General features: G+C 68.6%; 20 protein-coding genes. 8 read left to right on the forward strand and 12 right to left on the reverse strand.

All coding sequences use genetic code 11. The features are described from left to right. The coding region (locus VHS75_RS13000; protein ID WP_329639042.1) for a hypothetical protein at nt 1–369 on the reverse strand (369 nt) is incomplete at its 3' end. An 87-nt stretch (nt 370–456) separates the two neighbouring features. On the opposite strand from VHS75_RS13000, the gene ychF reads away from it, so the two are divergent. The 3 genes from ychF to VHS75_RS13015 are packed head-to-tail and all read left to right on the forward strand — an operon-like array spanning nt 457 to nt 2,943. Then, a complete protein-coding gene (gene ychF, locus VHS75_RS13005; RefSeq protein WP_329639043.1) occupies nt 457–1,554 on the forward strand; it encodes a redox-regulated ATPase YchF in 1,098 nt (365 codons plus the stop codon). 16 nt (nt 1,555–1,570) lie between these two features. Next, nucleotides 1,571–2,242, forward strand: coding sequence for a dienelactone hydrolase family protein (locus tag VHS75_RS13010; protein WP_329639044.1), 672 nt, complete (start codon nt 1,571–1,573; stop codon nt 2,240–2,242). Nucleotides 2,243–2,247: 5 nt separating this feature from the next. After that, on the forward strand, nt 2,248–2,943 hold the full coding sequence (locus VHS75_RS13015; RefSeq protein WP_329639045.1) for a dienelactone hydrolase family protein: 696 nt from the start codon (nt 2,248–2,250) through the stop codon (nt 2,941–2,943). A gap of 94 nt (nt 2,944–3,037) precedes the next feature. Here the strand turns inward: VHS75_RS13015 and VHS75_RS13020 are convergent, their stop codons facing one another. Next, nucleotides 3,038–3,511: a hypothetical protein gene (locus VHS75_RS13020; protein WP_329639046.1), complete on the reverse strand. Its 474-nt coding sequence runs from the start codon at nt 3,509–3,511 to the stop codon at nt 3,038–3,040. A gap of 79 nt (nt 3,512–3,590) precedes the next feature. Between VHS75_RS13020 and VHS75_RS13025 the strand changes: the two genes are divergently transcribed. Further along, the gene (locus VHS75_RS13025) at nt 3,591–4,379 is read left to right on the forward strand and encodes a hypothetical protein (RefSeq protein WP_329639047.1); all 789 of its coding nucleotides are present in this window, start codon (nt 3,591–3,593) and stop codon (nt 4,377–4,379) included. Between the two features lie 222 nt (nt 4,380–4,601). On the opposite strand, the gene VHS75_RS13030 is transcribed toward VHS75_RS13025, so the two are convergent. The 3 genes from VHS75_RS13030 to petA are packed head-to-tail and all read right to left on the reverse strand — an operon-like array spanning nt 4,602 to nt 7,331. Continuing rightward, the gene (locus tag VHS75_RS13030; RefSeq protein WP_329639048.1) at nt 4,602–5,447 is read right to left on the reverse strand and encodes a cytochrome c1; all 846 of its coding nucleotides are present in this window, start codon (nt 5,445–5,447) and stop codon (nt 4,602–4,604) included. Between the two features lie 5 nt (nt 5,448–5,452). After that, the gene (locus tag VHS75_RS13035) at nt 5,453–6,772 is read right to left on the reverse strand and encodes a cytochrome b (protein WP_329639049.1); all 1,320 of its coding nucleotides are present in this window, start codon (nt 6,770–6,772) and stop codon (nt 5,453–5,455) included. Nucleotides 6,773–6,776: 4 nt separating this feature from the next. Then, nucleotides 6,777–7,331, reverse strand: a complete 555-nt coding sequence (petA, locus tag VHS75_RS13040) for a ubiquinol-cytochrome c reductase iron-sulfur subunit (protein ID WP_329639050.1) — start codon at nt 7,329–7,331, stop codon at nt 6,777–6,779. Nucleotides 7,332–7,547: 216 nt separating this feature from the next. On the opposite strand from petA, the gene VHS75_RS13045 reads away from it, so the two are divergent. Continuing rightward, the gene (locus VHS75_RS13045; RefSeq protein ID WP_329639051.1) at nt 7,548–8,021 is read left to right on the forward strand and encodes a tRNA (cytidine(34)-2'-O)-methyltransferase; all 474 of its coding nucleotides are present in this window, start codon (nt 7,548–7,550) and stop codon (nt 8,019–8,021) included. A gap of 10 nt (nt 8,022–8,031) precedes the next feature. Then, complete coding sequence (gene hemF, locus VHS75_RS13050) at nt 8,032–8,937, forward strand: oxygen-dependent coproporphyrinogen oxidase (protein ID WP_329639052.1); 906 nt, start codon at nt 8,032–8,034, stop codon at nt 8,935–8,937. On the opposite strand, the gene VHS75_RS13055 is transcribed toward hemF, so the two are convergent. The 7 genes from VHS75_RS13055 to VHS75_RS13085 are packed head-to-tail and all read right to left on the reverse strand — an operon-like array spanning nt 8,934 to nt 13,126. Next, on the reverse strand, nt 8,934–9,068 hold the full coding sequence (locus VHS75_RS13055; RefSeq protein WP_329639053.1) for a hypothetical protein: 135 nt from the start codon (nt 9,066–9,068) through the stop codon (nt 8,934–8,936). The two genes, hemF and VHS75_RS13055, sit on opposite strands and share 4 nt — an antisense overlap. Before the next feature lie 47 nt (nt 9,069–9,115). Then, a complete protein-coding gene (locus VHS75_RS13060; protein ID WP_329639054.1) occupies nt 9,116–9,817 on the reverse strand; it encodes a type 1 glutamine amidotransferase in 702 nt (233 codons plus the stop codon). Beyond that, nucleotides 9,814–11,064, reverse strand: coding sequence for a CCA tRNA nucleotidyltransferase (locus tag VHS75_RS13065; protein ID WP_329639055.1), 1,251 nt, complete (start codon nt 11,062–11,064; stop codon nt 9,814–9,816). Before VHS75_RS13065 ends, VHS75_RS13060 begins: the two co-directional genes overlap by 4 nt. Beyond that, complete coding sequence (locus tag VHS75_RS13070) at nt 11,061–11,351, reverse strand: hypothetical protein (protein WP_329639056.1); 291 nt, start codon at nt 11,349–11,351, stop codon at nt 11,061–11,063. Before VHS75_RS13070 ends, VHS75_RS13065 begins: the two co-directional genes overlap by 4 nt. Continuing rightward, entirely contained in the window at nt 11,344–11,994 is a 651-nt protein-coding gene (locus tag VHS75_RS13075; protein ID WP_329639057.1) for a CoA pyrophosphatase, read from the reverse strand. Before VHS75_RS13075 ends, VHS75_RS13070 begins: the two co-directional genes overlap by 8 nt. Beyond that, nucleotides 11,991–12,581 carry a DUF1285 domain-containing protein gene (locus VHS75_RS13080; protein ID WP_329639061.1) on the reverse strand — a complete coding sequence of 197 codons (591 nt, stop codon included), beginning with the start codon at nt 12,579–12,581 and terminating at the stop codon, nt 11,991–11,993. The genes VHS75_RS13075 and VHS75_RS13080 overlap by 4 nt, the downstream gene beginning before the upstream one ends. A 32-nt stretch (nt 12,582–12,613) precedes the next feature. Then, nucleotides 12,614–13,126, reverse strand: coding sequence for an N-acetyltransferase (locus VHS75_RS13085; RefSeq protein ID WP_329639058.1), 513 nt, complete (start codon nt 13,124–13,126; stop codon nt 12,614–12,616). Between the two features lie 237 nt (nt 13,127–13,363). On the opposite strand from VHS75_RS13085, the gene VHS75_RS13090 reads away from it, so the two are divergent. Together VHS75_RS13090 and VHS75_RS13095 are read left to right on the forward strand one after the other, a co-directional pair. Beyond that, entirely contained in the window at nt 13,364–14,620 is a 1,257-nt protein-coding gene (locus VHS75_RS13090; RefSeq protein ID WP_329639059.1) for an MFS transporter, read from the forward strand. 32 nt (nt 14,621–14,652) lie between these two features. Then, nucleotides 14,653–15,585: an SDR family NAD(P)-dependent oxidoreductase gene (locus VHS75_RS13095; RefSeq protein ID WP_329639060.1), complete on the forward strand. Its 933-nt coding sequence runs from the start codon at nt 14,653–14,655 to the stop codon at nt 15,583–15,585. Nucleotides 15,586–15,706: the final 121 nt, after the last annotated feature.

Here is a 15,706-nt window from a genome sequence, read left to right on the forward strand (position 1 = left end):
GTCGCCGCCCACCAGAACACCGCCGCCATCGTCGCGATGAGCAGGCTCACAACGTGGAAGCACAGGTAAAACAGCCACTTGATCCAAGGATTTATCTCGAGCTTGAGGAACGGCCGCACCAGCTTTGCCGCCCCCCAGAACCGCCGCCGCCGGGTGGCCGTGGTAGTCCCTCGCCGCCCACCAGAACACCAGGGTCATCGTCAGGATGAGCAGGCTGACAATGTGGAAACACAGATAAAACAGCCACTTGATCCAGCGATTTAGGTCGAGCTTGAGGAACGGCCGCACCAGTCTCGGCGCCGCCCAGAAAACGTGGATACCGAAACCCAGCAGCCCGATCGCCGCCGCCACCGCAAAACCGATGTTCATCCCAGGTCCTCCGTTTCGGGCTTGAGCGTGGAGCAATCGCGCGAACCGTGCTAGGCGCCCGCGTCCGCTTCTGTCCCCGAAAGTTTCATGGCCCTTAAAGTCGCGATCGTCGGCCTGCCGAACGTCGGCAAGTCCACCCTGTTCAACGCCCTCACCCAGACGGCGGCGGCCCAGGCCGCCAACTACCCGTTCTGCACGATCGAACCGAACGTCGGCGACGTGGCCGTGCCCGAGGCACGGCTGGACACCTTGGCCGGGATCGCCGGGTCGAAGGAGATCATCCCCGCCCGCATCAACTTCGTCGACGTCGCGGGCCTGGTGCGCGGCGCCTCAAAGGGCGAGGGCCTCGGCAACCAGTTCCTGGCCAACATCCGCGACTGCGACGCGGTGGCCTTCGTCGCCCGCTGCTTCATCGACGACGACATCACCCACGTGGAAGGCAAGGTCGACCCGATCGCCGACCTGGAGACCATCGAGATCGAGCTGATGCTGGCCGACCTCGAAAGCCTCGAAAAGCGCGTCGTGAACCTCGAAAAGCGCGCCAAGGCCGGCGACAAGGAAAGCGCCCAGACGCTCAAGCTGGTGAACCTGGCTCTGGCCGAGCTGAAGGACGGCCGCCCGGCCCGCAAGGCGACCATCGCCGACGAGGACGAGAAGGCCTGGCGGATGCTGCAGCTCCTGACCTCCAAACCCGCCCTCTACGTCGCCAACGTCGATGAGGCTTCGGCCGCCGAGGGCAACGAGATGTCCCGCCTGGTGGCCGAGCGCGCCAAGCGCGACGGCGCCGACAGCGTCGCCATCTCCGCCCAGATCGAGAGCGAGATCGCCATGCTGGACGCCGGCGAGCGCCAGGAATTCCTAGAGACCCTGGGCCTCAGCGAACCCGGCCTCAACAAGCTGATCCGCGAGGCCTACCACCTGCTCGGCCTGCAGACCTATTTCACGGTCGGCCCCAAGGAGGCGCGCGCCTGGACCATCCACAAGGGCGACACCGCCCCGCAGGCGGCCGGCGTCATCCACACCGACTTCGAGAAGGGCTTCATCCGTGCGGAGACCATCGCCTACGACGACTACGTCCGCCTGAAGGGCGAGGCCGGCGCGCGCGATGCGGGCAAGCTGCGCCAGGAAGGCAAGGAATATGTCGTCAAGGACGGCGACGTCATGAACTTCCGTTTCAACGTCTAGTCAGAGGGAACCGGCAATGGCCGAGACGATCAAGATCGCGGGCGCGGACGGGTTTGAGTTTTCCGCCTATCACGAACCATCGTTCACGCCCCGCAAGGGCGGCGTGATCGTCATCCAGGAGATCTTCGGCCTCGACGAATACGTCCGCGCCGACGTCGGGCGCTGGGCCAAGATGGGCTACGAGGCCATCGCACCGTCCATGTACGACCGCCGCGAGCCGGGCTTCCTCGCCAAGCACGATCCGGACGGCATCAAAGCCGGCGTCGCCCACGCCATGGGCACGCCGCAGGACCAGGCCATGGGCGACATCGCCGCCTGCGCCGCCTTCCTGCGCACCCGTGGATCGAAGGTCTGCATCGTCGGCTATTGCTATGGCGGGTCGCTGGCCTGGCTGGCGGCGTCGCGCGTCGAGGGGCTGGCTGCGGCCTCGAGCTACTACGGCAGCATGGTGCAGGCCAACGCCGCCCAGGCGCTGAAGTGCCCGGCCATCGTCCACCTCGGCCGCACCGACCACGGCATCCCCGCCGACGAGGTGGCCGCCGCCATCGGCGAGCACCATCCGGACACGCCCGTCTACATCTACGAAGGCGCCGGCCACGGCTTCAACAACGAGAGCCCCGAACGCTACAACGCCGAGGCCGCCGACCTGGCGCGCCACCGCACCCTGGAACTGTTCGACAGAGCCTGACCCCGATGGATGAGACCGTCCGCCTGACCAGCGCGCCCCTTGAAGGGGATGGGGACGGCTTCGAGTACGAGGCCTATCACGCCGGCGTCAGCGACGCCCGGCGCGGCGGCCTGGTCATCCTGCACGCCATCTGGGGCGTCACTCCGCACCTGCGCGAGCTCGCCCACGACTACGCCGAGGCCGGCTACGAGGTGCTGGTCCCGAGCCTGTTCGACCGCCTCCACCAGGGATTCGCCGAAGCCAACTTCGACCCGGCCCTGATGGCCCAGCAGATGGCTTTCGGCGAACAGACCCGCTGGGGCGCCGAGGTGCTGGACGCCGTCCAGGCCGCCATCGACGCCCTGGCCCCGCCGGTCTTCGCCATCGGCTTCTGCTTCGGCGGCACGACCGCCTGGCTGGCGGCCTCGCGCTGCACGGGCCTCGCGGCCGTCGCCTCGTTCTACGGCGGCCAGATCGTCGACTACCTGGCCGAGGCCCCGCAGGCGCCCACCATCCTGCACCTGGGCAAGACCGACGACCTGATCCCGCCCGCCGATGTCGAGACGATCCGCGCCGCCTACCCCGACCTGCCGGTCTACATGTACGACGCCGGCCACGCCTTCGTGGCCCCGAACGGGTTCCATGAGGACTCAGCGCGGCTGTCGAAGCTCAGGACGCTGGCGCACTTCAGCCGGAACAGCGGGGTCCGGGGCGATAGCTAAGGCGGGCTCCAGAGACCCCAAGGCTCGCAACTGACCGGGACTTAAGGGCGGGAAGCATCCTGAAGGACGACCTGCCAGAAGGAGGCGGCCTTCCCTACCCCCGCTCCACGATCTGCGCCCGCACCTCCGGCGTCTCCTCCAGGAACCGCACCAGGATCGCCTGCGCCGCCAATATGCCGATGCCTGAGGCATAGGCCGAGAAGACGTCGGCGCCGGTCAGACCGTGGCGCGCCGCGCGGCCGACCTCCTCCCAGATGAACAGGCCCGATCCGAGCAAGAGGGCCACGCCCACCACCACCGAGGCCGGCGTCTGGCCGAAGCCGGCGCGGAAACTCATCCAGACGTATCTGGCCAGCCACCGCTTCACCGGCGGGATCAGCAGCGGGATCGCCAGCGAAAAGCCGAGGTAGGCCGCGGGCCACAGCAGGGTCCAGCGCGCGATCAGGTTCGGCCCGCCGGGCAGGCGGTCGAGCGCGTCGATCACCGCGGCGGCGTAGATCAGGCTGGCGGCGGCCACCGTCAGGTCCTGCATGCGCTTGAAGTTCCGCCAGGCCGTAGTGAAGGTCATGGACCGAAAGTTAGGCGCCCGTTTGGGCCGGCGTAAGGCGCAGCGTCGCTGCAAGCGGCGTTGGAGCTATGCTTTGCCTGTGAGTCGATCCTTCGTTCCCTTCGGCGCCGCCCTGGCGCTCATCGCTGCGCCTGCGCTCGCGGGCGAGGCCGCCTGCTGGTTCGAGAACGGCGTGGTGGTCGTGGGCGCCGAGGTCATGGGCGTCAGCGGTGACTACATCCTCGACACGGCCACGCCACACACCGTGCTCGCCGACAGCCAGGCCAACGCCGCCGGCTTCGCCGACACCGCGCTGAAGGGCGAGGTTCGCTTGGCCGGAATGGCGCTTAAGGACCGGGCGGTGGCCGTGGAGGTCGTCGACCTGCGCACCGGCGCCCTGCCGACCCCGATCGCCGGGATCATCGGCGCCGATGTCCTGAAGGGCTTCGTGCTGGACGTGGATTTCAAGCCCTGCCGGGTGCGACTGTCGCGGCGCGCGACCGGACGCTTCGCCGCGACGGCGAGCCTGCCGATGGCCTGGGTCGGCGGCCGCCCCGTCGTCCGCGCCGCGGTCTCCGACGGGCCCCACGCCTTCGCCGGCGCCTTTGCACCGGGCGTCGGGGCCGACACCGCCGTGCGGATCAGCGACGCCCTGGCCCGAGCCCCAGGCGCGCCCAAGTCCAAGGAACTCTATCCCTACGGCGTGGCCTTCCCGCGCCTGCGGGCGCTGTCCTTCGCGGGCGGCCTGACCGAGAACTTGCCGGCCGGCCTGATCAAGGCCGAGGACCCGGCGCTCGCCGGCCAGCTCGGGGCGCCGTTCCTCTCCCACTGGCGCCTGCGTTTCGACTTCCCAGCGGGCAAGCTACTTCTGGCCGCCGCAAAGCCTTAGCGTCCGAAGAGTTTGGCCACGGAAAACACGGAAAGAGCACGGAAGGGAGGATCTCCTGACGCGCTTGAGCCAGATTGAATCGCGCGCTTCGCGCGCAATCGACTCGTCCCCCGCCGATCAGAGATCGAATCTCCTTCCGTGCTCTTTCCGTGTCTTCCGTGGCCAATAAGAAGGGCCCCGGCTTGCGCCGAGGCCCTTTCAATTCGCTCCGAAGGCCGCGCCCTAGTGGGCGACGTTCTTCCAGATCTTCTTGTAGCTGAAGTAGAGCAGCACCGAGAAGATCAAGAGGTAGATCATCGCGCCCAGTCCGAAGGCCTTGCGCTCTTCCATCTTGGGCTCCGCGGCCCAGGCCAGGAAGGCGGACACGTCATAGGCCTCTTCCTTCACCGTCGACGGCTTGCCGTCGTCAAAGGTGACCTTCCCGTCGGCCAGCGGCGGCGGCATGCTGATCGCGCCGCCCTCCGGGACCTTGCCCGCCACGCCGTGCCAGCTGCCCGTCAGGTCGCCCGCGAAGTAGGGGTCATAGTACTTGCCCGCCTGCAGGGTCAGGCCGGCAGGCGCCTGCTTGAAGCCGCTCAGCAGCGAATAGATGTAGGCCGGGCCGCCCTCGCGGGCCTTGGCCATTACCGACAGGTCCGGCGGCAGGGCGCCGCCGTTCGAGGCGCGCGCGGCGGGCTCGTTGGCGAACGGTGCGGGGAACTTGTCGGCCGGCGTCGCCGGGCGCGAGATCACGTCGCCGGTGTCGCTGTCGATGTCCTTGACCTGGATGTCATGGGCCAGCGACTTCACGACCGGGTTGTTGTTCGGGTTGGGGTACTTCGGATCGTAGAACGGTCCGCCCTTCTGCCCGAGGTTGCGGAAGTACATCAGGTTCATCGAGTGGCAGGCCGAGCAGACCTCCCGATAGACCTTGTAGCCCCGCTGGAGCTGCTCCTTGTCGAACTTGCCGAACGGGCCTTCGAACGACCAGTGGACGTCCGCGGGCTCCTCGTTGGTGGTCGCGGCAAGCGCCGGGCCAGCCATGAGAGCAAGCCCGAGCGCCGCGAACGCGAAACCTTTGCGCAGCATCAGGCTCAACCCCTCTTTTCAGGCGACGCCGCGGCGCCGGCGGGCGCGGAGGCGGGATGCGACAGGACGGGTGTGGAGATCGACTCCGGTTCCGGCAGCGGGGTCTCGGTCAGACCCATCAGCGGCGTGATCACCCAGAAGTAGGCGAAGTAGAACAGCGCCCCGATCCGCGACAACCACACGAAGCTGTTCAGGTTGGCGTCGAGGAACTGCGGGCCGGCGACGTTCGGGATGACCAGGTCATCCGGCGCGTGCGCCCCGCACCAGCCCAGCACCAGGCAGGCGAAGACGAAGATGAAGTAGTAGAGCCGCATCGTCGGCCGGTAGCGCATGGAGCGCACCTTCGACGTATCGAGCCAGGGCAGCACGAACAGAGTGGCGATGGCGCCGAACATCAGGATGACGCCCATCAGCTTGTTCGGGACCGCCCGCAGGATCGCGTAGAATGGCAAGAGGTACCATTCGGGCACGATGTGCTGCGGCGTCTGCAGGGGGTTGGCCTGGATGTAGTTGGCCGCGTCGCCCAGCGCATCGGGCAGGTAGAACACGAACACCGCGTACATGATCAGGAAGACCGAAATCGCGAAGCCGTCCTTCACCGTGTAGTACGGGTGGAAGGGGACGGTGTCCTCCTTGGACTTCACGTTCACGCCAGTCGGGTTGTTGTTGCCCGGCACGTGCAGCGCCCAGACGTGCAGCGCCACGACGCCGGCGATCATGAACGGCAGCAGATAGTGCAACGAGAAGAAGCGGTTCAGCGTCGGGTCGTCCACCGCGAAGCCGCCCCACAGCCAGGTGGTGATCGAGGGACCGACGATCGGCAGGGCGCCGATCAGGTTGGTGATCACCACCGCGCCGTGGAAGCTCATCTGGCCCCAGGGCAGGACGTAGCCGAAGAAGGCCGTGGCCATCATCAGGAGGTAGATCACGCAGCCCAGGATCCACAGCACCTCGCGCGGCGCCTTGTAGGAGCCGTAATAGAGGTTGCGGAAGATGTGGATGTAGACCGCCAGGAAGAACATCGACGCGCCGTTGGCGTGCAGGCTCTGGACCAGCCAGCCATAGTTGACGTCGCGCTTGATGCGCTGGATCGAGTTGAAGGCGTAGTCGACGTGCGGGACGTAGTGCATCGCCAGGATGATCCCGGTGACGATCTGCAGGCCCAGCATCAGGGACAGGACGCCCCCGAAGGTCCACCAGTAGTTGAGGTTCTTCGGCGTCGGGAAGCTGACGATGGTGTCGTTGGCGAACCGGATGATCGGCAGCCGGCTGTCCAGCCAGCGTTCGAGGCCGGTCTTCGGCTCGTAGGTCGAGTGTCCGCTCATCTGATCAGCCCACCTTGACCTTGGTGTCGGAAAGGAAGGCGTAGTCCGGCACCGGCAGGTTCAGCGGCGCGGGCCCGCGCCGGATACGCCCGGAGGTGTCGTAGACCGAGCCGTGGCAGGGGCAGAGCCAGCCACCGTAGTCGCCGCCGCCGAAGGTCGGCACGCAACCCAGGTGGGTGCAGACGCCGACCAGGATCAGGTACTGGGCCTTGCCCGGCTTGTGGCGGCTCTCGTCGGTGGCCGGATCGCGCAGGTCGGCGTGGTCGTCCTTGATCGCGGCTTCGATTTCCTTGGCCGTGCGATAGCGGATGAACAACGGCTTGCCGCGCCACTTCACCACGATCTGCTGGCCTTCGACGACCTTGGAGACGTCGACCTCGATGGAGGCCAGCGCCAAGGTGTCGCTGGCGGGGTTCATCTGGTCGATGAACGGCCAGGCGAGACCGCCGACCAGGCCCACCGCGGCCACGCCGGCGGCGATGTGGATGAAGTCGCGACGATTCGGATCGTCGCCTGAAGCATGCGGATCGGGACTTGCGCCCGCGACGGTGTCGGCCACCTAAAGCTACCCTTCGTTTCGAGGTCCCCGCACGCGTTCGGGGAGGTCTCGTCTTTGGACCCTACCAGACGCTCTGATAAGGCCTTTAAAGTCACGACAGGTCAGCACGGAACGCACTTATCGAAAACGTCCGCCGGAAACGCCCGATGACGTCCCGCGAGGTCGCTTTCGTGATTCGTCGTTCAGCCCGGCCTAACCCGTCGCGGATCGCTTAGAATGCGTTTGGCCCTTTTTCAACCGGACATTCCGCAAAACCTCGGCGCCGCACTTCGGCTGGGGGCCTGTCTGGACGTCCCGGTGGACGTGATCGAGCCCTGCGGCTTCCCGCTTTCCGACGCCGGCGTGCGCCGCGCGGCCATGGATTACGGGGCGCTCGCGCGCATGACACGACATGCCGGCTGGGCCGATTTCCTGGGCGCGCCTGAGCGGAAAGAGGGCCGCCTGCTGCTGTTCACCACCAAGGGGGCGAGCGGCCTGCACGGCTTTGCCTTCCAGCCCGGCGACACCCTGCTGTTCGGCCGCGAGAGCGCCGGCGCGCCGGAAGAGGTGCATGCCGCGGCCGATGCGCGGCTGTTCATTCCCCTGGCGCCCGGCGCCCGGTCGCTGAACCTGACGGTCAGCGCCGCCATCGCCCTTTCCGAGGCGCTTCGGCAGACCGATGGCTTCCCAACCGGGGCCCCGACCGGCTAGCAGAGAGGCCATGTCCACCGAGCCCTCCAGTCTGCCGCCCGAAATCCTCGCCCGCCGCGACCGCGCCAAGGCCTGGTTCGAGGACCTGCAGACCCGGATCATCGCCGAACTGGAACGCCTGGAGGACGAGGCCCCGGCCGAACTCTATCCCGACCCGCCCACGTCCACGCCTTGGGGGCGCTTCGACCTGCGGCCCTGGACGCGCGAGACCGGCGTCGGCGGCGGCATCGGCGGCCACTTCAAAGGCCGGCTGTTCGAAAAGGCCGGCGTCCACACCTCCGCCGCCACGGCGCGTTTCTCGCCGGAGATGGCCAACACCATGCCGGGCGCGGATAAGGATCCCTCCTACGTCTCGGCGTCGATCAGCTTGATCGTCCATCCGCGCAGCCCGCGCGTGCCCACCGTCCACATGAACACCCGCTTCCTGTCGACCGCGGAGAGCTGGTTCGGCGGCGGCGCGGACCTGACCCCCATGCTGGACGAACAGCGCAGCCAGGAGGCCGACGATGCGGTCCTGTTCCACGCCGCGATGCAGGGCGCCTGCGACCCCTTCGATCCCGAGTGGTACCCGAAGTACAAGGCCTGGTGCGACGAGTACTTCTACCTGCCGCACCGGGGCGAGACCCGCGGCGTCGGCGGCATCTTCTACGACCGCCACGACACCGGCGACTTCGAGCGCGACTTCGCCTTCACCCGCGCGGTGGGCGAAGCCTTCCTCGACGTCTATCCGAAGATCGTGCGCCACCGCATGGACGAGCCCTGGGACGACCACGACCGCGCCGAGCAGCTGGTCCGCCGCGGCCGCTATGTGGAGTTCAACCTGCTCTACGACCGCGGCACCATGTTCGGCCTGAAAGCCGGCGGCAACATCGAGACGATCCTCAGCTCCATGCCGCCGATGGTGGCCTGGACCTAACCGATACCGCTCAGCGCGTTGCTGATCATCGCCAGGAGGTCCGAGCCCTCGGCCTGGAGATGCAGGCCCGAGCCGACCACGAGGGCCGCGGCGCCGCTGCTCAGGACGATCAGGAACTTCAAGTGCGCCATCGGTTTCCCCGGGGGTCTGGCCGACGCCTAAACGCCAGATCTTGCACCTATGTTGCGCCTTTGAGGAAATTCGCGATCCAGCGGCCGACCCGGGCGCGGTCATCGGGCGCCTGGAAGCTGGCCACCGCACGGTCAGCCTCAGCGTCGGGATAGGTCCCGCCGCGCCGATGCTCGATCAGCGAGATGGCGTAGGCCGGCTCGAACTCCGGGTGCGGCTGGATCGAGATCGCCCGCTCGTCCGGCCAGATCAGGCCCGCGAACGGCGTGAAGTCGCTGGCCGCGAACACCTCCGCGCCCGGCGGCAGGCTGACCACCTGGTCCTGGTGCGAGGCCGGCAGGCGGATCGGGGCGTCACTGTCCATCCAGGGTTCGCGGATCAGCACCCGGTATTCGTGCTCGCCGACGCCCCAGCCCTTCGGCGACTTGATCACCTGTGCCCCAAACGCCTGCGCCATCAGCTGGTGGCCAAAGCAGACCCCGACCAGCGCCGCCTGGCCCTTGGCCGCCCGCAGGAAGTCCTCCGCCGGCGCGATCCACGGCAGGTCTTCATAGACGCCCGCCGAAGACCCGGTGATCAGATAGCCGTCGCACTCGGCCGGGCTGGCCGGCAGCTCGCCCTCGTCTGCCGCATAGACGCGCCAGTCATAGGCGTCCGCGCCCAGCAGGCGGCGGAACATGTCCGGATAGGTCCCGAACTGCGGAATCGCCGGCGACGGCGGCCGGCCGGTCTTGAGGATGCCCAGCCTCAAAACGCCATCCCCTGCACCACCGACTTCAGCTTCTCGATGGTCGAGAGCTTATCGTCGATGAAGTCGTGGTCGACCCACCACTCTTCGACCTCCCGCAGCACTTGGCCGACCATCGGGCCCTTGGGCGCCCCGGCGGCGATGACGTCCTGGCCGGTCAGCGGGAAGGCCGGTGGGCTCCAGCCTTCGCCGAGCGCGATCATGCCGCGCCATTGCGGCGTGGTCGCCGTGCGGCCCGAGCGCGCCCAGGCGAGCTTCGCCTTGTCGCGGAACGGCTGCGCGCCCAGGCGGTACAGCGTCCGGCGGATTTCCCGCGGGCTCATCCAGCTCTTGAATTCGGGCGTCGGCGACAGCGCCGCGGCCAACCGGTCGCGCTCGGCGTTGGACAGGCGAAGCGCCTCGGCGAACTTCACCGCGCCGACCTGATCGTCCGGCAACAGGGCCGCCAGGCGCAGCAAGGGCTCGTTCTCGAACAGCGTCTCGTCCTCGATCGTCACCAGCCCCTCGAAACGCGCCAGGTCGATGGGCGCCGGCAGCACCTCGCCCAGCACCCCGGTCCGCGCCATCAGCGCCACCGCCGGCCGCGGATCGTCGGCGGCCAGCAGCTTCAGCAGCTCCTTCGACACCCGCTCGGCCGACAGCGTCTTCAGCTCCCCGCGCAAAGCCTCGCAGGCGGCCAGCGCCGGGGCGTCGGCCGGCTCGCTGCCGTACCAGGCGAAGAAGCGGAAGAACCGCAGGATGCGCAGATAGTCCTCGCGCACCCGCTGCTCGGGCTCGCCGACGAAGACGATCCGCCCCGCCCGCGCATCGGCGACGCCATGACCCGTCGGGTCGAACAGCGTCCCGTCACGTCGCGCATAGAGGCTGTTGAGCGTGAAGTCCCGCCGCTGGGCGTCCTCGCTCCAATCGTCGGTGAAGGCCACCACCGCGCGGCGGCCATCAGTGGCCACGTCGCGGCGAAGTGTGGTGATCTCGAAGGGCTTGCCGCCGCTGACCGCGGTGACCGTGCCGTGCTCGACGCCGGTGGGCACGGCCTTCAGCTTGGCCGCCTTCAGCGCGGCGGTCACCTCAGCCGGCGTCAGCCGCGTGGCGATGTCCAGGTCGCTGACCGGCTTGCCGAGCAGGGTGTTGCGCACGCAGCCGCCGACGAACCGCGCGCAGTCCGTCCCGCCGGCCGCCTCCAGGGCGTCCAGCACCGCCGCCGTGTCGGCTGCGGCCATCCACGGGCGCTGGCCGATGGTCTCGCTCATTTCGGCGCCGTCTTAGGCGAGACCGGCGCCGGCGTGAAATAGCCCTTGCTCACCGAGCCGTCCGCGCGGACCTCGCCCGGGACATAACGCTCTCTGCGATTGTCGGGGTGGAAGGCCACCGTGGCGATCAGCGACAGGCCCACCAGCACCGCGCCGGCCGCGAACAGCCAGGCGTAGGGCGTCGAGCCCATCGGCCGCCCGGTGCGCCGGGCCCAGGCGCCCCACAGGAACCAGACCACGAACGGGACCGCGACCAGCAGCAGGCGGATGAGGACGATCCTAGGCAACGGCGGCTCCATAGAGCCGGTCGTAGAGCGCACGCAGCATGCCCGCCGTGGCGCCCCAGATGAACCGGTCCTCGTGGGTATAGGCGTAGAAGCGCCGCTTCTCGCCGCCCGGCAACTCCCGCTCGTGCTCCTCGAGGTTCTGCGGGTCCATCAGGAAGCCGAACGGCGTCTCGAAGATCTCCGCCACTTCGTCCGGATTGGGCGTCAGGCTGAAGCCCGGCCGCACGAAGCCCACCACCGGGGTGATCAGATAGCCAGTGCCGGTGCGATAGGGCGTCGACAGGCCCACCGGCGAGACATATCGCGGCTCCAGCCCGATCTCCTCATGCGCCTCGCGCAGCGCCGTCTGCCAGGGCGTCTCGCCCGGGTCGCGGCGGCCACCCGGCAGCGCGATCTGGCCGGTGTGGCGGCGCAGGGTGTCGGACCGCCGCGTCAGGATCACCGACAGGCCGGCGTCGCGCTCCACCAGCGCGATCAGCACCGCCGCCGGCGTCAGCGGACTGTCCACCTCGTTGGGGCCGTAGGCCTTGCTGAGATCGAAGTCGGAGGCGATGGGGCCGCCCGCCGGCTCGTGGACCTCCAACGGATCGAGGTGATCGCCGATCCAGTCGCGCAGGTCGCCGCGCCCGCCCCGCAAGCTCACAGTTGATGCGCCCGCGCCGGACCCACCGGATACCAGGCGCCGTTCGACGCCACGCCGAGCGTCGGTCCGTCGGCCGTGTCGCGCTCCTCGGCCAGTTCCACCAGCTCATAGAACACCGGCCGCGCGATCAGCGCCTCCAGGCCGCGGCGCACATGCAAATAGGGCCGCGGCTCGCCGTCCGGGCCCATCTCGACGCGGACGTAGTTCTCCGGCCCCGCCTCGACCTCATCGCCGACGTTGGTCAGGAACCTCAGGCTCTCGCCGATGCGATCCACGCGCGTGGCGATGAACGGCGCGTCCTCGACGGTGATCTTCATCTTCTCGACCGGCGTGACGAGATGGATGCCGTCGGGGTCCTTGCGCAGCACCGTGGAGAAGAGGCGCACCAGCGCCTCGCGGCCGATCGGCGTGCCCTCGTGGAACCAGACGCCGTCCTTGCGGATGACAATGTCGATCTCGCCGCAATGGGCCGGGTTCCACAGATGCACCGGCGGCAGGCCCCGGCCGGGCGCCTGCTTTTCTCCCGCAAGGGATTGGGCCGCGGCCAGCACGCCTTCCAGTCCGGGTCTCACCGCTTCGTCCGCCATGCCGACGAAGGTAGGCGCGCCCGCAGGCGCCCTCAAGCGGGCTCTACAGGCCCCGCCAGCTCGCCGGCGTCCGGCGTCAGCGCCCGCACCAGCACCCGGCGCTGATCCACGGGCCCCGGCAGCACCACCGCGCGCCCCGGCGCGGTCGCAAAGCCAACCCGGCCGAAGTAGGCCTCGTCGCCCACCAGCACCACGTGGGTTTCGCCTGCGGCGGCGGCGAACTCACAGGCGCGGGTGATCATCCTTGCGCCGAAGCCGGCGTTGCGCTCGCCGAGCTCCACGGCGAACGGACCCAGGAACATCACCGGGCGGCCGCCAACCCGCACATGCCACATCCGCGCGCAGCCCAGCAGGCGCTCGCCGCTCCAGGCGCAGACCGACATCTCCGGCGCGAAGGTCGCGAACTCGCGCACCCGCTCGGAGACCTTGGTGAAGCGGCCAGGCCCGAACGCGCGGGCAATCAGGGCGTCGACCAGGGGCCCGTCCTGGCGCCGTTCGGATTGCAGGGTCAGCACCGGGAGCGGCGCCGGGAAGGAAGCGGTCATGAAAGGAGACTTCGGCTACGGGACGACGAAAGCCGGCCGCGCGCTGGCGCGGTCCGGACGCGGATCAGGCGGCGCAGCGCGCGCGCCCGGTTCGTCGAAGTTGTCGCATGGCGGCAAGCCCCGTGGTCGAGGCCGGCGCAAATAGGGCCAATGGGGGCTCAGGTCAACGTCAAGCCCTGGAGGCGGCCAAACGAGCGTTGCCCGGGAGCCCGCGGCAGGGCAGGTTCCGGCGACCCCATGGCCGAGACCATTCCCGATTCCGTCCCCTCGGCCCGCGCGCTCCTGAAGGAGCGAGACTACCTGTGTTTCTGGGTCTCCCGCTGGACCGGCAGCTTCGCCGCCCAGATCCAGAGCGTGGCCATGGGCTGGCAGATGTACGGCCTGGCGCGGGTCGCCGGCCATTCGGTCAAGGAAAGCTCGTTCCTGGTCGGCATGCTGGGCCTGGCGGCCTTCGTGCCGGTCTTCCTGCTGGCGCTCACCGCCGGCGAGACCGCCGACCGCCACGACCGCAAGAAGGTCCTGCTCTTCTGCTGGCTTGGCGAGATCGCCACGGTGCTCACCCTGGCCATCGCCACCTGGCAGGGTTGGGCCTCGGTCCCGCTGCTGCTGATCGTGGCCTTCCTGTTCGGCATGGCGCGAGCCTTCTTCGCGCCGGCCAGCACGGCGCTGGGGCCCATGCTCGTCCCGCGCGTCTTGCTGCCCCGCGCCATCGCCTGGAACTCGCTCGCCTGGCAGACCGCCTCGATCATCGGACCCGCGGCGGGCGGCATCCTCGTGGCCCGCTCGACCCACGACGCCTACTTCGTCACCTTCGGCCTCTATCTCGCCGCCGCGGTCGCGGTCCTGATGATCCGCAAGTCAGGTCAGCCGGTGGTCAATCCCGGCTCGCGATGGACCCTGATGAAGGAAGGCCTCGCCTACGTCTGGAACCAGAGGATCGTCTTCGGCGCGATCTCACTGGACCTCTTCGCCGTGCTGCTGGGCGGGGCGACGGCGCTCCTGCCGGTCTTCGCGCGCGACATCCTGCACATCGGCGCCCAGGGCTTCGGCGTCCTGCGCTCGGGCCCGGCGATCGGCGCGACGGCGGTGGCCCTGTTGCTGGCCGCCAATCCGATCCGCCACAAGGCCGGCTGGTTCATGTTCGGCGGCGTCGCGACCTTCGGGGCGGCCACCTGCGCCTTCGCGCTCTCCCGCAACCTGGCGCTCTCGGTCATCGCGCTGGCGGTCCTGGGCGGCGCCGACATGCTCAGCGTCTATGTCCGCCAGACCCTGGTGCAGCTGGTGACGCCGGACGCCATGCGCGGCCGGGTCGCCGCCGTCTCCTCCGTCTTCATCGGCGCCTCCAACGAGCTCGGTGAATTCGAGAGCGGCGTGGTGGCGCGGTTCCTGGGGCCCGTCGGCGCCGCCCTGTTCGGCGGGATCGGCGCGCTGATCGTCACCGGGACCTGGGCAGGCCTGTTTCCCGCCTTGCGCAAGGCGGACCGCCTCGAATAACTGTCGACCCATTGAAATAGGGAGATACTTCCATGGGCGCGTTAGACGGCAAGGTGGTCCTGGTTACAGGCGGCGGCAACGGCATCGGGCGCGACTGCGCGCTGATCGCCGCTCAGGAAGGCGCGAAGGTCGTGGTCAACGACCTGGGCGCGGGCCTCAAAGGCGACGACGAAGGCTCCTCCGGTCCGGCCGAGAAGGTCTGCGAGGAGATCCGCGCCGCCGGCGGCGAGGCCGTCTCCAACTCCGACAGCGTCACCAACCTGGACGCGGTCTACGGCATGGTCGAGCAGGCCAAGAAGGCCTTCGGCGGCCTGCACGCCGTCATCAATCCGGCCGGCATCCTCCGCGACGTGATGTTCCACAAGATGACCGAGCGCGACTGGGACCAGGTGATCGAGGTCCACATGCGCGGCTCGTTCAACGTGGCCCGCGCCACCATCGAGCTGTTCCGCGAACAGAACGACGGCGCCTACATGTTCTTCACCTCGACCAGCGGCCTGTTCGGCAACATCGGCCAGGCCAACTACGGCGCGGCCAAGATGGGCATCGCCGGCCTGAGCCGGATCATCGCCATGGAAGGCGCGCGCAACAACGTGCGCGCCAACTGCCTGGCCCCGGTCGCCTGGACCCGAATGACGCAATCCGTGCCGATCAAGGACGAAGCCGCCGCGGCGCGGCGCGCGGTGATGGCCGAGAAGGTCCGCGCCGACCAGCCGGCCCGCTTCTCGGTGGCCATGGTCACGCCGGCGGCGTCCAATGTCTCCGGCCAGATCTTCGGATCGTCGGGCGAGAACATCATCCTCTACTCGCAGCCCAGGCCCATCGTGACCTGCACCAAGCCCGAGGGCGAAAGTTGGACGGTGGAGACCATCCTCTCCGAAGCCGTCCCGCAGATGACCCCGAAGTTCTTCGACCTGAACCGCGCGCCCCTCGCCGGCGCCCAACCGGTGAAGCAGCCGGCGTAGACGCTCGCGCCATCCCTCCTCTTTAGGCTACGGCATTCACACATCTCAGTTTGCAGGCGAGCGAGAGGTCTGATTCCGTCTGTTGATCAGTCGGGAGGCTTTGATGTCGGAGTTTGCGCTG

Origin of the sequence: Phenylobacterium sp. (assembly GCF_036264965.1) — a bacterium.
Lineage (GTDB): Bacteria > Pseudomonadota > Alphaproteobacteria > Caulobacterales > Caulobacteraceae > Phenylobacterium.

Excerpts from the sequence above, each read along its gene's own strand:
- VHS75_RS13085 (WP_329639058.1), bottom strand. The coding sequence starts at position 13,126 with ATGACCGCTTCCTTCCCGGCGCCGCTCCCGGTGCTGACCCTGCAATCC.
- VHS75_RS13015 (WP_329639045.1), top strand. The coding sequence starts at position 2,248 with ATGGATGAGACCGTCCGCCTGACCAGCGCGCCCCTTGAAGGGGATGGG.
- VHS75_RS13055 (WP_329639053.1), bottom strand. The coding sequence starts at position 9,068 with ATGGCGCACTTGAAGTTCCTGATCGTCCTGAGCAGCGGCGCCGCGGCC.
- VHS75_RS13095 (WP_329639060.1), top strand. The coding sequence starts at position 14,653 with ATGGGCGCGTTAGACGGCAAGGTGGTCCTGGTTACAGGCGGCGGCAAC.
- hemF (WP_329639052.1), top strand. The coding sequence starts at position 8,032 with ATGTCCACCGAGCCCTCCAGTCTGCCGCCCGAAATCCTCGCCCGCCGC.
- VHS75_RS13020 (WP_329639046.1), bottom strand. The coding sequence starts at position 3,511 with ATGACCTTCACTACGGCCTGGCGGAACTTCAAGCGCATGCAGGACCTG.
- VHS75_RS13090 (WP_329639059.1), top strand. The coding sequence starts at position 13,364 with ATGGCCGAGACCATTCCCGATTCCGTCCCCTCGGCCCGCGCGCTCCTG.
- VHS75_RS13045 (WP_329639051.1), top strand. The coding sequence starts at position 7,548 with ATGCGTTTGGCCCTTTTTCAACCGGACATTCCGCAAAACCTCGGCGCC.
- VHS75_RS13010 (WP_329639044.1), top strand. The coding sequence starts at position 1,571 with ATGGCCGAGACGATCAAGATCGCGGGCGCGGACGGGTTTGAGTTTTCC.
- VHS75_RS13080 (WP_329639061.1), bottom strand. The coding sequence starts at position 12,581 with ATGGCGGACGAAGCGGTGAGACCCGGACTGGAAGGCGTGCTGGCCGCG.
- VHS75_RS13035 (WP_329639049.1), bottom strand. The coding sequence starts at position 6,772 with ATGAGCGGACACTCGACCTACGAGCCGAAGACCGGCCTCGAACGCTGG.
- VHS75_RS13065 (WP_329639055.1), bottom strand. The coding sequence starts at position 11,064 with ATGAGCGAGACCATCGGCCAGCGCCCGTGGATGGCCGCAGCCGACACG.
- ychF (WP_329639043.1), top strand. The coding sequence starts at position 457 with ATGGCCCTTAAAGTCGCGATCGTCGGCCTGCCGAACGTCGGCAAGTCC.
- VHS75_RS13030 (WP_329639048.1), bottom strand. The coding sequence starts at position 5,447 with ATGCTGCGCAAAGGTTTCGCGTTCGCGGCGCTCGGGCTTGCTCTCATG.